Genomic DNA, 15,160 nt, shown 5'->3' with positions numbered 1-15,160 from the left:
GTCGGTTCTGGTGTCACCCGTCGATTCGAACACCCGGGGGCCGGTCCTGCCAGGGGCCGCGGCCGTACGTCACCGTTCCGTCAGATGTTCCGTGGCCCGCTCCTGCCCGGTACCCGACCCGGGGGTGGTGCGGCGGGCCTCGTTGCCCCGGCCGATTCCCGCGTGCACCTCGGGCCTGCGCACCCGCAGCACCAGGCCCTGGACGAGGCCCCCCACCAGCACAAGCACCAGCAGACCGGGCAGCACCCGGCCTAGCGCGCCGTGCGGGTCGGCGCCGAGGAGCACCGGGAGCCGTTTCACGCCGTACGCGGCGATGCCGAGCAGGGCGAGCCCGGCGAGGCCCGCGGCGAGCAGCCGCCACCGCTGGGGCGCGGCCTCGCCCCGGCGCACGAAGTACACGATCGCGGAGAGGCAGGAGGCGGCCATCAGCACCACCACGCCGAGCCCGCCGAAGGCGCCCGTCCAGGCGCACATTTGGGTGACCGGGGCGGTCGGATCGCCCGGGGGCCGGCTGTCGGTGAGCGCGAAGGCCGCGACGAGGACCACCGAGATCGCCGTCCCGAGCAACGAGCCGGCCATCGGGGCCCCGCCGGCCGGGCGGGTGCGGCCGAAGCCCGCGGGCAGCAGACCCTCACGTCCCATCGCGAAGGCGTAGCGGGCGGCCACGTTGTGGAAGGCGAGCAGCGCCGCGAGGACGCCGGTCACGTACAGGACGTGGAGCACATCGGCGAAGGTGGCGCCCAGGGTGTTCCCGGCGAGGGCGAACAGAAGGCCGGACCCCTGTTTCTGGGCCGAGTCCACGATGTCCCGGGGGCCCGCCGCGAGGGTCAGCGCCCAGGAGCCGAGCACCAGGAGAGCGGTCACCGAGCCGACGGCGAGGAACAGGACGCGTCGGACGACGACCCCCGGGCGCCTGGTCTCCTCGGCGTACACCGGTGCCTGCGCGAAGCCGGTGAACGCGGCGGCGCACAGGCACAGGGCGGTGCCGACGCCGCCCCGGGCCAGCGTGTGCGGGTTGAGGGCGTGCGGCGAGAGCCGGTCGGCGGCCGGCTGGACGAGGGCCGCGGCGTCGAAGACGACGACGAGCGCGACCTCGACGAGCAGGAGCACGCCCAGCACCTTGGCGCCGAGGTCGACCCTCAGCCGGGCGAGCCCGCCGACCAGCGCCACCGCGAGCAGCGCGGGCACCCACCAGTCGATGGTGACATCGAAGCGGTGGTCGATCAGTTCGCAGACCCCGAAGCCGATCAGGCCGCCGAGGCCCGCCTGAAGCGCGCAGTAGGACGCGAGCGCCACATGGGAGGCTCCGGCGCCGACGGTGGGGCCGAGGCCGCGCGCGATGTGGGCGTAGAACGCGCCCGCGTGGTGCGCGCGGCGGCTCAGCTCGGCATAGCCGACGGTGAAGAGCGCGGACACCACGCCGAGGACGAGGAAGATCAGCGGCTGTCCGACGAGTCCCACCGTGGCGAACGCGGTGGGCATCACGGCGGCCATGACCGTCAGGGGCGCGCTCGCCGCCAGGACCGAGAACAGCAGCCCCGCGGTACCGAGGCGGTCGGCGCGCAGAGCACCGTCCTGTCCCTGGTCGGTGCTGGTCTCGGTCTCGCTGGTCCGGCTCGACATGCGCGGTGTGCCCTTTCGGAGTGCCCGGAGCGGACCGCCCCGTGGCGTCGTCCGTCGAGGGGGGCGCCGGGGCGTGGTTGTTCCCTGAACGCATGCGCGAGGGTCCCCGCCAGCAAAGCGGTGCCCGCCGTCGCACGTCAAGGCCGTTCGCCTCTTGCCGGCCCGTGAACTCGGCCCCCGCGCACAGGCGTTGGGGCCCCGGTCGGCGCCAGGAGACGGCCCTCGCCGGGTGCCTAGGAGACGGCCTTCGCCGCCGCGCGGCCCGCGGCCCGGCCCGAGAAGAGGCAGCCGCCGAGAAAGGTGCCTTCGAGCGAGCGGTAGCCGTGCACGCCACCACCGCCGAACCCGGCCGCCTCCCCCGCCGCGTACACGCCGGGCAGGGGCTCGCCGGTCGCGGTGAGCACGCGGGAGGACAGGTCGGTCTCCAGTCCGCCGAGCGATTTGCGGGTCAGGATGTGCAGCTTGACCGCGATCAGCGGGCCGGCCTTCGGGTCGAGGATGCGGTGCGGGGCCGCGGTGCGGATGAGCTTGTCGCCGAGGTAGTTGCGGGCCCCCCGGATGGCGGTGACCTGGAGGTCCTTGGTGAACGGGTTGGCGATCTCGCGGTCCCGGGCCACGATCTCGCGGCGCAGCGCCGCCTCGTCGAGGAGGGGCTCCTCGGTGAGCGCGTTCATGCCGCGCACCAGGGCGGCGAGGTCCTTCTCGACGACGAAGTCCGCGCCGCGGTCCATGAACGCCCGCACCGGGCCCGGCACATCGGCCCGGGCCCGCCCGATGACACCGCGCACGGACTTGCCGGTCAGGTCGGGGTTCTGCTCGGAGCCCGACAGCGCGAACTCCTTGCCGATGATCTTCTGGTCGAGCACGAACCACGTGTGGCCGTATCCGGTCTTCATGATGTGGTCGAGCGTGCCGAGGGTGTCGAAGCCGGGGAACAGCGGCACGGGCAGCCGGTTGCCGCGGGCGTCCAGCCAGAGCGAGGAGGGGCCGGGCAGGATGCGGATGCCGTGCCGCGCCCAGATCGGGTTCCAGTTCTGGATGCCCTCGGTGTAGTGCCACATCCGGTCGCGGTTGATGTGGTGGGCGCCGGCCTTCTCGGTGATGCCGAGCATGAGCCCGTCGACATGGGCGGGCACTCCGGACAGCAGATGCTCCGGCGGGGTGCCGAGCCGCTGGGGCCACTGGGCCCGTACGAGGTCGTGGTTGCCCCCGATGCCGCCGCTGGTCACGATGACGGCCTGCGCCGTAAGCTCGAAGGATCCGGTGACGGTCCGGGTGGACGCCGTCCCGCGTTCGGCGCCGGACGGTTCGAGGATCTCGCCGCTCACGGTGTCGACGACCCCGGCGCTGCGGCCGAGCCCGGTCACCCGATGGCGGAACCCGAACCGGACGAGCCCCCGGGCGGCGGCCTCCCGCACCCTCCGCTCGAACGGCGCGACTATGCCCGGCCCGGTGCCCCAGGTGATGTGGAAGCGGGGAACGGAGTTGCCATGGCCGTTGGCGTCGTAACCGCCCCGCTCGGCCCAGCCCACCACGGGGAAGAACCGCACCCCCTGGGCGTGCAGCCACGCCCGCTTCTCGCCGGAGGCGAAGTCGACGTAGGCCTCGGCCCACGCACGCGGCCATCGATCCTCGTCGCGGTCGAAGCCGGCCGTCCCGTACCAGTCCTGGAGCGCGAGCGCCCGGCTGTCCTTGATCCGCATGCGGCGCTGTTCGGGCGAGTCCACGAGGAAGAGCCCGCCGAACGACCAGTGGGCCTGGCCGCCGAGCGACTGCTCGGGCTCCTGGTCGAGCAGGATCACCTTCCTGCCGGCGTCCGCCAGCTCGGCGGTGGCCACCAGGCCCGCGAGCCCCGCCCCGATCACGATCACATCGGCGTCGTACGCCATGGGCCCGTCACTCCGCTCGTCCGCCACGTTACTCGTGCGTCAGATCTTGGGTGGGCGCTCATCCGGCGTCAACCGCCCGGGCCGGGGCGCCCGGGAGGCAGCCTCTCCCCAGGGGCGCTATCGTCGGCCAAGTCGGCGCCCCCCGGCCGTACTTGAGGTGCACGTCGTGTCGGTCCTGGTCCTCGTCCTCGCCGTGAGCGCAGCCTGCTGTCTGGGCTCGGGCTTCGTGCTGCAACAGAACGCGGCGCAGCACGCCCCGATCAGCGACTTCCTGTCGCCGCGGCTCCTGCTCGACCTGGTGCGGATGCCGCGCTGGCTGGCGGGGATAGGCCTGATGGTGGCGGGGATGGTGCTCAGCGCGCTCGCCCTCGGCTCGGGCGAGGTCTCCCTGGTCGAACCGCTGGTGGCGACCAACTTGTTCTTCGCCATGTGGCTGTCCCGCCTCCAGACCCGCCAGCCGCTGGGCCGCCAGGGCTGGGCGGGTCTGGCCCTGCTCGCGGGCGGGGTGACGGCGTTCATCGTGGCGGGCCAGCCGCACGGTGGCGTCGCGGAGGCGGGCGCGCTGCGGCACTGGCTGATCGTGGGTCTTGTGGTCGGCATCGCGCTGCTCATGGCGGGCCTCGCCAAACACGATCGGCTCAGCGTGGCGGCCCCCGTCCTGCTGGCCGTCGCGGCGGGCCTGCTGTACGGCCTCCAGGACGCGCTGACCCGGATCAGCGGACAGCGTCTTTCGGGCGGCGGCTGGTCGGAGCTGCTGACGAGCTGGCAGCTGTACGGGGTGATCGCGCTGGGGGTGACCGGGCTCGTCCTGGTGCAGAGCGCCTTCGAGACGGCGCCGCTGCGGATGTCGCTGCCCGCCCTGACGGCCGCCCAGCCGCTCGCCGGAATCGCCTGCGGGGTCGGCTTCCTGGGCGACCGGCTGCGTACCGACACGGGCGCGCTTGCCTGGGAGGCGGCGGGGCTCGCGGCGATCGTGACGGGGATCGTGCTGCTCGGTCTGCATCCGGCGATGCCCTCGGGCACGGCGTCCCCGGAGGAGTCCCGCGACCTCCAGCCGCACTGAGCCACCACCCGCCCGATGCCGCTGCCGGTCGGCCCGCCGACGGGCAGGGGCACCGAGCGGTCGGCGACCGGGGCGGCGGTGCTTTCATGGCCCCATGAATCCGGCTGACGAAATCCTGGACATCGTCGACGAGAACGACACCGTGATCGGCCAGGCCCGGCGCGCCGAGGTCTACGCCCGCGGACTGCGCCACCGCTGTGTGTTCATCCTGGCCCGGGACGCGGCGGGCCGGATCTTCGTGCACCGCCGCACCCCGGACAAGCTCGTCTTTCCCTCCCTGTACGACATGTTCGTGGGCGGGGTGGTCGGCGCGGGCGAGTCGTACGACGACGCGGCGCTGCGCGAGGCCGAGGAGGAACTCGGCGTCCAGGGGCTGCCCCGGCCGGCGCCCCTGTTCACGTTCCTCTACGAGAACGGCGAGCAGAGCTGGTGGTCCTCGGTGTACGAGGTGCGCTGCGAGGTACCGGTGCACCCCCAGGTGGAGGAGGTCGCCTGGCACACCTTCCTGCCGCTCGCCGAGGTGGAGCGCCGCATCGACACCTGGGAGTGGGTGCCGGACGGGCTCGCGGCCTGGCGGCGGCTGCGCGCCTCGGGGCTCGGCCCTTCCTGAGGGGCCGCCGGGTAGGGTGCGGCGGGTGATCACGATCGTGCAGACCCTGCGGCTGTGGTTCGCGCCCCAGCGCATCGGCGAGGAGGGCGAGACCCCCGACTACCGGTTCTCGCTCGCCAACGAGCGCACCTTCCTGGCCTGGATCAGGACCTCGCTCGCGCTGGTCGGCGGGGGTTTCGCGGTCGACCAGTTCCTGCCCGACCTGCGCTGGGGCGTCCGGGTCGCGCTCGCCCTCGCCCTGCTGGCGGCGGGGGTGCTGTGCGCGCTGCGGGCGGTGAACCACTGGGTGCGCTGCGAGCGGGCCATGCGGCGCGGCGAGGACCTGCCGGTCTCGCGCTTCCCCACCCTGCTGAGCCTCGCGGTCGCGGTGGTGGCCGTGGTGATGGTGGTGGTCGTCGTCTTCGGCTGGGCCGGCTGATGCCCTCGGCGGTCTCGGCGCGCGACCCCGGGCTCCAGCCGGAGCGGACCCGGCTCGCCTGGCGGCGTACCACCCTGTCCTGCACGGTGGCGGCCGTACTGGCCGCCAAACAGGCACTGCGGCAAGGGAGTTCACCGCTCGCGCTGGTCGCGGTGGCCCTCAGCGGGCTGGTGTGGCTCGGCTTCCTCGCCGTGGCGCACCGCCGCATCCAGGCCCTGAGCCACGGGGTGCGGCCCCGGATGCTGGGGGTGCGCTCGGCCGCCGCCGCGGCGCTGTGCACGGTGGCCCTGGCCTGCTTCGCCCTCGCCACGCTGTTCTGAGCGCGCCGGGCGGGACGTTGGAGACGTAGACGCGGCCGGGTGACCGCGACCCCGGTTTCCTCCGGCCGTGCCCGAGCGCTGCGCCACGCCGTAATCCGGGACTCACCCTGGACGGCATACCGACTGGTCGGTAGCGTGTCTTCGGACAGTCGCCCGACCCGTTCCGGAGGTGCCGCAGATGAGCACAGTCCCCCCGCCAGGCCTCGACCCGGAGACGCTGCGGGCCCACCTCGACCGCGTGCGGCCCGGTCTGGTGAGCGGACCGCTCACGGCCCGGCTGATCGAGGGGGGCCGCTCGAACCTGACGTATGTCGTCACGGACGGGACCGGCCAGTGGGTCGTGCGCCGGCCGCCGCTGGGGCATGTGCTCGCCACCGCGCACGACATGCGCCGCGAGCACCGGGTCATCAGCGCCCTGCACCCTACGGCCGTCCCGGTGCCGGAGCCGGTGCTGCTCTGCGAGGACGAGTCGGTGCTCGGCTCGCCGTTCTACGTCATGGAGTACGTGACCGGCACGCCCTACCGCACCGCCGAACAGCTCGCACCGCTGGGCCCCGAGCGGACCCGGGCGGCCGTGCTCGCGCTGGTCGACACGCTCGTGGAACTGCACGCGGTGGACCCGCAGGCCGTGGGGCTCGGGGACTTCGGGAGGCCCGAGGGCTTCCTCGACCGTCAACTGCGCCGCTGGGGCAAGCAGCTCGACGCCTCGCGCAACCGCGACCTGGCCGGCATCGACGAGCTGCACGCCGCCCTGGGACGCGCACTCCCCACCTCCCCCGCGCCCACCGTCATCCACGGCGACTACCGCCTGGACAACGTGCTCATCGGTGACGACGAACGGATCAAGGCGGTGCTCGACTGGGAGATGTCCACCCTGGGCGACCCGTTGACCGACCTGGGCCTCCTCGTGATGTACAGCGCGAAGCTGGAACTTCCCCACTCGCCGGTCTCGACCACGGCGGGCGCGGCCGGCCACCCCTCGCCCGCCGAGCTCATCGAGCGCTACGCGGCCCGCTCCGGCCGCGACACCTCCGCCCTCTCCTGGTACACGGCGTTCGCCTGGTTCAAGCTCGCCGTGATCCTCGAAGGCATCCACTACCGCTACACCCTGGGCCAGACGGTGGGCGCCGGGTTCGACCGCATCGGCGAACTGGTCCCCGTCTTCATCGAGCACGGCCTCACCACCCTTCAGGAAGGCTGAAAGCCCGTCATGGACTTCGCATACGACGCCCGCACCGAAGAACTGCGGGCCACGCTCCTCGCCTTCATGGACGAGTACGTCCACCCCGCCGAGGTCACCGCCCATGAGCAGCGCGCCCAGCTCGCCTCGCCGTGGGACACCCCCCAGGTGGTGGAGGACCTGAAGGCAGAGGCGCGCAGGCAGGGCCTGTGGAACCTGTTCCTCCCCGACGCCGAGCACGGCGCGGGCCTCACCAACCTCCAGTACGCCCCACTGGCCGAAATCACCGGCCGCTCCCCGCACTTGGCGCCCACCGCCCTCAACTGCGCCGCCCCCGACACCGGCAACATGGAGGCGCTCGCCCAGTTCGGCTCGGACGAGCAGAAGAAGCAGTGGCTCCAGCCGCTGCTCGCCGGTGAGATCCGTTCCGCCTTCGCGATGACCGAGCCCGAGGTCGCCTCCTCGGACGCCACCAACATCGAGACCCGCATCGAGCGGGACGGCGACGACTACGTCATCACCGGGCGCAAGTGGTACATCTCCGGCGCGATGAACCCGGACTGCGCGATCTTCATCGTGATGGGCAAGACCGACCCCGGCAACGCCGATGTGCGCCGCCAGCAGTCGATGGTCCTGGTCCCCCGCGACACCCCGGGCGTCGAGATCCGCCGCGCCATGCAGGTGTACGGCTATGAGGACCACTCCCACGGCGGTCACGCGGAGGTCGTCTTCCACGGGGCCCGGGTGCCCGCGAGCAACCTGATCGGGGAGGCCGGCGGCGGCTTCGCCATCGCGCAGGCGCGGCTGGGACCCGGCCGGATCCACCACTGCATGCGGCTGATCGGAATGGCCGAGCGGGCGATCGAGCTGATGTGCCGAAGGGCCGTGTCCCGTACGGCCTTCGGCAAGCCGATGGCTCAGCAGGGCGTGGTGCAGGAGTGGATCGCGGACGCCCGCGTCGCGGTCGAGCAGGTACGGCTGCTCGTCCTCAAGACGGCCTGGCTGATGGACACGGTGGGCAACCGCGGGGCGCACACCGAGATCCAGGCCATCAAGATCGCCACCCCGCGCACCGTCCTCGACATCATCGACAAGGCGATCCAACTGCACGGCGCGGGCGGCGTGAGCCAGGACTTCCCGCTGGCCGAACTGTGGGCCTCGGCAAGGACGTTGAGGCTCGCGGACGGGCCGGACGAGGTGCACCAGCGCTCGCTGGCCCGCCGCGAACTGAAGAAGTACCTGTAGCGACCGGGTAGTTCAGGGACGCAGGGCGCGCAGCAGCAGGTCGGCCAGATGATCGGCGACCTGCTGCTGGGTGAGCGGGCCGTCCGGGCGGTACCAGGTGGACAGGTGGTGGACCGAGCCGAAGTGGTAGTCCACCACCAGATCGGCCGGGGTGGCCGTGGAGAACACCCCGGCGTTCTGGCCCTCTTCGACGAGCGCACGGAACCGCTCGTGGTAGCGGCGGCGCTCCGCACGGACCTGCTTGTTCTTCTCCGGGCTCAGATGGTGCATCGAGCGGAAGAAGATCGCGGCGTCGTCGAGGTTGTCGATGGTGGTCACCACCACGTCGGCGGCCGCCTCGCGCAGCCTGCGCTCGATCGGCTCGTCGGCGTCGGCGAACGCGTCGAGCCGCTCCTGCTGGAGGCGCAGCACCCGGGCGTACACCTCCTGGAGCAGATCCTCCTTGGACCCGAAGTAGTGGTAGAGCGCGCCCTTGGTGACGCCGGCCGCCTCGACGATCTCCTGCACGGAGGTGCGGTCGTAGCCGTTCTCCGCGAACAGGCGGGTGGCGGCGGCGAGCAGCCGCTGGGGCACGGGGGTGGTGCCACTCGTGTCCGTCGCCTTGGCCATCGCCGCCACCTTTCTCTCGTACGTGTCTCTCGTACGCGCGTGAGGGATCGAGCCCTCGTCGTGTGCTCTTCGTGCTGTTGGTGCTGTTCGTGCTGTACCGGTCGTGCCGGGCGGGTCCGCCGGCCGGGGCCGGGGGGTACTACGCCTGGGTGCGCAGCTCCCGCCTGAGGATCTTCCCACTCGTGGTCTTGGGAAGCTCCGCCAGGATCTCCACCTCGCGGGGGTATTTGTAGGCGGCGAGCCGCTCCTTGCAGTACGCGGCGAGCTCGGCCGGGCCCGCCTCGGCGCCCGGGCGCAGACTGACGTACGCCTTGACGCTCTCCCCGCGGTAGGAATCCGGGATGCCCACGACGGCTGCCTCGCGGACCGCCGGGTGGCTGTACAGGACGTCCTCGACCTCGCGCGGCCAGACCTTGAAGCCGGACGCGTTGATCATGTCCTTCATGCGGTCGACCACATAGAGCCAGCCGTCGCGGTCCATGAACCCGATGTCGCCGGTGCGCAGTTCGCCGTCGGGAAACGCCTCGACGGTGGCTTCGGGCCGGCGCCAGTAACCGGGCACGACCTGGGGCCCGCGCACCACGATCTCCCCCTGCTCGCCGAAGGGGACCTCCTTGCCTTCGGGGCCGACGATCCGTACGACCGTCTCGGGGCCGGGCACGCCGACCGACAGGGTGCCGGAGACCGGGTCGACGGGCGCCTCCTTCTCGGGTGGCACCGAGGCACAGGGGGCGGTGCACTCGGTGAGGCCGTAGCCATTGCGGATGTACGGTCCGAAGCCCTCGCGGAACTTCTCGACGAGCGCGGGCGGCAGGGGCGCGCCGCCCGAGGAGATGAGCTTGAAGGAGGCGAAGTGCTCGGGGGTGGCTCCGGGGGTGGCCGCGAGCGCCATGAAGGCCGTGGAGGGTCCGACCGTGTAGGCGGGGCGGTGCTCGACGAACGCGTCCAGGACGACGCCCGGGTGGAAGCGGTAGGTCAGGACGAGGGTGCCCGCGTTGGCGACGCACGTCGCCAGCTCGCAGACCATGCCGGTGATGTGGAAGAGCGGAGCGAGCGCGAAGTAGCCCGCGCCCGGCGGTATCGGATGCCCGGTGCGCTGCCTCTCCGCCTGGTAGGTGATGCCGCGATGGGTGTTCATCGCGCCTTTGGGGGTCCCGCTGGTGCCGGAGGTGTAACTGATCAACGCCGTGTCCCCACCGCCGAGTTCCCGTCCCGAGGGGGCGGCGAGGCCCTGCCGGGCGACAGCGAGAAGGTCGTCGGCATCGGCGGCCACGGGCAGCCGCTCGAAGCCGAGGACCCGCTCGTCGTCGCGGCTCTGGAGGTCGAGCTCGCAGGCGGTGAGCGCGACGCGCACCGGGGAGTCGGCCGCAGTGTCGCGCAGATAGCCCTCCCAGGCGCGGTCGGAGCAGATCAGCGCGGCGGCCTCGGCGTCGTGCAGGACGTGCGCGACCTCGCCCGCCTTGTACATCGGGTTGAGCGGCACGACGGTGGCCCCGGCCTTCCACGCGCCGAGCAGGGCGATCACGAAGTGCGGGCTGTTCTGGAGCATGAGCGCGACCCGGTCGCCCCGCACCAGGCCCCGCGCGGCGAGGTGACCGGCCACGGAATCGGACAGCTCATCGACCTCGCGGTAGCTGAGCCGGCCGTCGAAGTAGGCGAGCGCGGTGTGTTCGGGGGCGCGGGCGACGGCGGCGCGGAAGGAGTCGAGCACCGTCTCCGGCGGGTCGATGTCCGCCCGCTGGGCGGCGCTGAGCTGGGAAAGCCAGGGTTTGGTCGCATAGATCGAGCTCATCCGGCGCTCGCCTCCCACTTCTGCTGAAGGTGGTTCATGCTGGTCAGCCAGCGGTCCGGGGTGGCGGCGCGGGCCGTGTAGTAGTCGGCGACCTCGGGGTGCGGCAGCACCAGGAAGCGATCCTCCGCCATCGCGGCGAAGAGCGCGTCGGCGACCTCGTCCGGCTCGATCGCGGTGGGCTTGAGCACGAGGTCACCGGCGGTCCCGGTGTCGGCCAGCATGTCGGTGCGCACCCCCTGCGGGCAGATGGCGTGGACCTGGATGCCGCGGTGGCGGTAGGTCAGCGACAGCCATTCGGCGAAGGCCAGCGCGCCGTGCTTGGTGACGCTGTACGGCGCCGCGCCGATCATCGTGAGCAGGCCGGCGGCGGAGACGGTCGACACGAAGCGGCCCCGTCCGCGCTCCAGCCAATCGGGCAGCAGCTCACGGGCCGCGCGGACGTGGGCCATCACATTGACGTCCCAGGCGGCGGCCCACACGTCCTCGGGCGCGGACTCCGAACCGCCCGAGCCCAGGCCCGCGTTGGCGCAGTAGACGTCGATGGTCCCGCCCAGGGCGTCGCGGGCGGCCCCCACGACGGTGGAGGCGTCGCCCGGCACGGCGATGGCGCCGATCTCCTCGGCGGTCCTGCGGGCCTTGTCCGCGTCCAGATCATTGACGACGACCCGGGCGCCCTGCGCCGCGAATCTACGGGCGAGGGCGGCGCCGATGCCGCCGCCCGCGCCGGTGACCACCACGGTGGTGCCCTCGGCCGTCTGTCCCGTGCTCATGGAGACCCGCCTCTCTGCGTGCCGGATGCCCCGACAGACTAACCGGTCGGTATGCCCCCCGAAACCCCCAACCCGCGAGGCCCCACGGCCTCCTCCCGACGGCCCGGGCGGCCACGGCCGGCCCCGCGCCACCACCACCCCCTACTGCCGCTCCGGCCCTGCGGCCCGTACCACTTCCCCGCGCCCCCAACCCCCTTGCGCCCTCACACCGTGCGTGGCTGATCGCGCAGTTCCCCGCGCCCCTAACCCCCTTGCGCCCTCACACCGTGCGTGGCTGATCGCGCAGTTCCCCGCGCCCCTTAGGTGCTCGGCCGTCCGCGGACCGTGCCCGCGTCCCGCGCAGTTCCCCGCGCCCCTAACCCCGCTCTCGGCCTGCGGGCCGTGGTCGCTTCTCGCACAGTTCCTCGCGCCCCTCAAAACCCGTTTTCGTCCTCGCACCGTGCGTGGCTGGTCGCGCAGTTCCCCGCGCCCCTAACCCCGCTCTCGGCCTGCGGGCCGTGGTCGCTTCTCGCGCAGTTCCTCGCGCCCCTGAAAACCCGTTTTCGGCTGCGGGTCGTGGGGGGCTGGTCGCGCAGTTCCCCGCGCCCCTAACTGCTCGGTGCGGGCCCGCGTCGGCCCCCTCAGCCCGTCCGGCGATTGAGGACGAGCGCCCTTAAGGCGCGATACGGGGTCTGGGGCGGAGCCCCAGGGGCCCGGGCTGTCCAACCCCCGTCACGGGCGGGTGGGTGGGCGAACCCGCGGGGTCTGGGGCGGAGCCCCAGGGGGTCAGGCCGTTCAACGCGCTGTACCGTGCCCACCCCACCCATCCCCCGGAGGAGGCCCCCCAAATGACCCTCCCCAGACGAACCCTCCTCACAGGAGCCCTAACCACCGGCGCCACCACCACAGCCCTCGGCACAAGCGCACCCGCGAGGGCGGCCGCCCCCACCCAAACCCGCACCGGCTTCGACCACCTCACCACCACCGCCTACACCGACCTCACCAACCAGAAGGTCGGCCTCGTCACCAACCCCACCGGAGTGACCCGAGACGTACGGCACTTCGTGGACGTCATGCACGCCGACCCCCGCGTGCACCTCGTCGCCGTCTTCGGCCCCGAACACGGCTTCCGCGGCACCGCCCAGGCCGGCGGTTCGCAGGGCCGCTACGACGATCCGGCGACCGGGCTGCCCGTGTACGACACGTACACCAAGAGCGGCCGCGCCCTCGCGGACATCTTCGGCGCCTCCGGCGTGGACACGGTCGTCTTCGACATCCAGGACGTCGGCGCCCGCTTCTACACCTACATCTGGACGCTGTACGACTGCATGGAGGCCGCGGCCCTCGCGGGCAAGAGGTTCGTGGTCCTCGACCGGCCGAACCCGGTGACGGGGCGAGCCGCGTACGGCCCGGTCCTGGACCCGGCGTTCGCCAGTTTCGTCGGACGCGTGCCCATCTCCCAGGCGCACGGGATGACCGCCGCCGAGCTCGCCCGCCTCTTCAACGCCGAGTTCCTGGGCGGGAAGGTGCGGTTGACCACCGTGCGCATGTCCGGGTGGCGGCGCTCGGACTTCTTTGACCGCACCGGCCTGCCGTGGGTGCCGCCGAGCCCCAACATGCCGACCCCGGACTCCGCCCTCGTCTACTCCGGCACCTGTCTGTTCGAAGGCACCAACCTGTCGGAGGGGCGCGGCACGACACGGTCGTTCGAGCTGCTCGGCGCCGAGGGGCTCGACGGCCGCTGGGCGGCCGCGCTCGACGCGCTCGCCCTGCCCGGCGTCCGGTTCCGCGAGGCGTACTTCGCGCCGACCTTCTCCAAGTTCGCGGGGAAGACCGTGGGAGGGGTTCAACTCCACGTCCACGAACGGAGGTTGTTCGACCCGGTCCGTACCGGCATCGCGGCCCTGGTGACCGCCAAACGCGTGTGGGCCGGCTTCGCGTGGCGTCCGGACCACTGGGTCGACAAGCTCACGGGCTCCGCCCTGGTCCGCACGATGATCGACGCCGGCGCGAGCACGGACGACATCGTCGCCGCCTGGCAGCCGGGGCTCAGGGCGTTCCGCGCCCTGCGCGCGGAGCATCTGCTGTACGACTGAGCCGCCGACAGGGGGAAGGACGTGCTGGCCGAACCCTGTGAACTGGTGCTAACCCCCGCCTCGTTGGTGGGGGTGCCACGCTGGGAAAGGGGCCTCGCGACCGACACCCTTGATCCATGAACCTCTTCACGGAAACTCTCCACCGGTCGAGGCGGTCCCCCCTGTCGGGGCGGGGGGCCGTGCTGCTCCTGCTCACCCTGTGCCTCGGCCTACTGACCACCGTGCCGCCGGCCCGCGCCGCTCCCCTCCCCGCCGGCCCCGCGCTGCCCTCCGATCCGGTACGGGAACTGGCGCGCGGCGCCGTGCCGCTGAGCGATCCGCGCCCGCTGGGCCGCATGACGGCAGGGGCGGACATCGTGGGCCTGGGCGAGGCCACGCACAACTCGCACGAGTTCTTCGCGACCAAACAGCGCGTCTTCCAGTACCTCGTCGAGCAGCGGGGTTTCACCACCTTCGCCCTTGAGGTCAGCTGGAGTTCGGGCCTGCGCGTCAATGACTACGTGCGGTACGGCAAGGGCGACCCGGAGCGCGTCGTGCACGAGGAGTTCCAGGGGTCGTACACCGTGTGGGACACCCAGGAGTATCTGGACCTGATCCGCTGGATGCGGGGCTACAACCAGCACCACCCCGCCAACCAGGTGCAGTTCATGGGGGACGACATGGGCTACGCGGGTCCGGCGCTGTTCGACCGGGTGACGGCGTACACGGCGCGGCACTACCCGAAGCTGCTGCCCGAGATCGACCGGCTCTACCGGCAGTCACGGCCCACGGCGGGCGTCGGTGACACGATGATGTCCTACCTCCGGCGCCCCATGAACGAGCGCCAACGGATGGCCGCCGACACCGCCCGCGCCTACGCCCTGCTGTCGGCGCAGCATCCGGGCGCGGACGCGGAGGCATTCGACTGGGTGGTGCAGGACGCCCGCACCATCGCGCAGACGGGTCAGCAGTTCGGCTACGACTTCGACGACCCGGAGCAGTTGCGCGCGTCCCGGGGCTACCGGGACCGGGTCATGGCGGAGAACACGCTGTGGTGGCAGCGGCACACCGGGCACCGCATGCTGTTGTCCGCGCACAACGGTCACGTCGGCTACGAGCCCACCGGCGACGGCGAATACCCGAAAATGCAGGGCGCCTTCCTCCGGGAGGCCATCGGCAGCCGGTATGTGAGCATCGGCTTCACCTTCGGGCAGGGCTCGTTCAACGCCTTCGACCTCACCGACCCGGCCGAGCCGATCCGCACCTTCTCGGTGCCTCCGCTCGGCGCGGGCAGCAACGAGGAGGTCCTGGAGCGGGTGTCGCCGCGCGACTTCTACCTGGATCTGCGTGCCGCCTCCCGGCCCGCCCGCGCCTGGCTGGCCGTGACCCGGCCGACCCGTTCCATAGGCAACGCCTGGCCGGCCGAGGTCGAACGGACCCGCCTGGGGGCCTCGTTCGACATCCTGATCCATCTGCACCGGGTGCGGGCTGCCGACCGGCTCTGACCGCCTTGGTCCTCCGTATGGTCAGCTCCCCGGTCCGGCGGGACGATGGGCTCGCTCATCGTCGAGCGGACCGGAGGTCGGG

At 72.3% G+C, this 15,160-nt stretch carries 13 protein-coding genes; 8 read left to right on the top strand and 5 right to left on the bottom strand.

Features of this window, described 5'->3' with window-relative positions:
- Nucleotides 1-69: 69 nt before the first annotated feature.
- Both DWB77_RS29935 and DWB77_RS29930 read right to left on the bottom strand, forming a co-directional pair.
- On the bottom strand, nt 70-1,623 hold the full coding sequence (locus DWB77_RS29935; protein WP_120724863.1) for an APC family permease: 1,554 nt from the start codon (nt 1,621-1,623) through the stop codon (nt 70-72).
- Nucleotides 1,624-1,856: 233 nt separating this feature from the next.
- The gene (locus DWB77_RS29930) at nt 1,857-3,512 is read right to left on the bottom strand and encodes an FAD-binding dehydrogenase (RefSeq protein ID WP_120724861.1); all 1,656 of its coding nucleotides are present in this window, start codon (nt 3,510-3,512) and stop codon (nt 1,857-1,859) included.
- Between the two features lie 166 nt (nt 3,513-3,678).
- Between DWB77_RS29930 and DWB77_RS29925 the strand changes: the two genes are divergently transcribed.
- The 6 genes from DWB77_RS29925 to DWB77_RS29900 all read left to right on the top strand — a co-directional run bounded on the left by DWB77_RS29925 (nt 3,679) and on the right by DWB77_RS29900 (nt 8,348).
- A complete protein-coding gene (locus DWB77_RS29925) occupies nt 3,679-4,575 on the top strand; it encodes a DMT family transporter (protein ID WP_120724860.1) in 897 nt (298 codons plus the stop codon).
- 94 nt (nt 4,576-4,669) lie between these two features.
- Nucleotides 4,670-5,185, top strand: coding sequence for an NUDIX hydrolase (locus DWB77_RS29920; protein ID WP_120724858.1), 516 nt, complete (start codon nt 4,670-4,672; stop codon nt 5,183-5,185).
- A gap of 25 nt (nt 5,186-5,210) precedes the next feature.
- A complete protein-coding gene (locus DWB77_RS29915) occupies nt 5,211-5,603 on the top strand; it encodes a YidH family protein (RefSeq protein ID WP_100577397.1) in 393 nt (130 codons plus the stop codon).
- Nucleotides 5,603-5,923, top strand: a complete 321-nt coding sequence (locus tag DWB77_RS29910) for a DUF202 domain-containing protein (protein WP_120724856.1) — start codon at nt 5,603-5,605, stop codon at nt 5,921-5,923. The genes DWB77_RS29915 and DWB77_RS29910 overlap by 1 nt, the downstream gene beginning before the upstream one ends.
- Before the next feature lie 178 nt (nt 5,924-6,101).
- Nucleotides 6,102-7,124: a phosphotransferase family protein gene (locus tag DWB77_RS29905; protein WP_120724854.1), complete on the top strand. Its 1,023-nt coding sequence runs from the start codon at nt 6,102-6,104 to the stop codon at nt 7,122-7,124.
- Between the two features lie 9 nt (nt 7,125-7,133).
- On the top strand, nt 7,134-8,348 hold the full coding sequence (locus DWB77_RS29900; RefSeq protein WP_120724852.1) for an acyl-CoA dehydrogenase family protein: 1,215 nt from the start codon (nt 7,134-7,136) through the stop codon (nt 8,346-8,348).
- 12 nt (nt 8,349-8,360) lie between these two features.
- Here DWB77_RS29900 and DWB77_RS29895 read toward each other — a convergent pair whose 3' ends face one another.
- The 3 genes from DWB77_RS29895 to DWB77_RS29885 all read right to left on the bottom strand — a co-directional run bounded on the left by DWB77_RS29895 (nt 8,361) and on the right by DWB77_RS29885 (nt 11,519).
- Nucleotides 8,361-8,957 carry a TetR/AcrR family transcriptional regulator gene (locus DWB77_RS29895; protein WP_120724850.1) on the bottom strand — a complete coding sequence of 199 codons (597 nt, stop codon included), beginning with the start codon at nt 8,955-8,957 and terminating at the stop codon, nt 8,361-8,363.
- Between the two features lie 139 nt (nt 8,958-9,096).
- Complete coding sequence (locus DWB77_RS29890) at nt 9,097-10,749, bottom strand: class I adenylate-forming enzyme family protein (protein WP_120728419.1); 1,653 nt, start codon at nt 10,747-10,749, stop codon at nt 9,097-9,099.
- Nucleotides 10,746-11,519: an SDR family oxidoreductase gene (locus tag DWB77_RS29885; protein WP_120724848.1), complete on the bottom strand. Its 774-nt coding sequence runs from the start codon at nt 11,517-11,519 to the stop codon at nt 10,746-10,748. The genes DWB77_RS29890 and DWB77_RS29885 overlap by 4 nt, the downstream gene beginning before the upstream one ends.
- Nucleotides 11,520-12,346: 827 nt before the next feature.
- Here DWB77_RS29885 and DWB77_RS29880 point away from each other — a divergent pair.
- The gene (locus DWB77_RS29880) at nt 12,347-13,594 is read left to right on the top strand and encodes an exo-beta-N-acetylmuramidase NamZ family protein (protein ID WP_120724847.1); all 1,248 of its coding nucleotides are present in this window, start codon (nt 12,347-12,349) and stop codon (nt 13,592-13,594) included.
- A gap of 116 nt (nt 13,595-13,710) precedes the next feature.
- Nucleotides 13,711-15,078, top strand: a complete 1,368-nt coding sequence (locus DWB77_RS29875) for an erythromycin esterase family protein (protein ID WP_120724845.1) — start codon at nt 13,711-13,713, stop codon at nt 15,076-15,078.
- The last annotated feature ends 82 nt before the right edge of the window (nt 15,079-15,160 follow it).

The organism is Streptomyces hundungensis, assembly GCF_003627815.1.
Lineage (GTDB): Bacteria > Actinomycetota > Actinomycetes > Streptomycetales > Streptomycetaceae > Streptomyces > Streptomyces hundungensis_A.
Note: the sequence above shows the minus strand (reverse complement) of the source record. Positions and strands in the feature narration are given on the sequence as shown.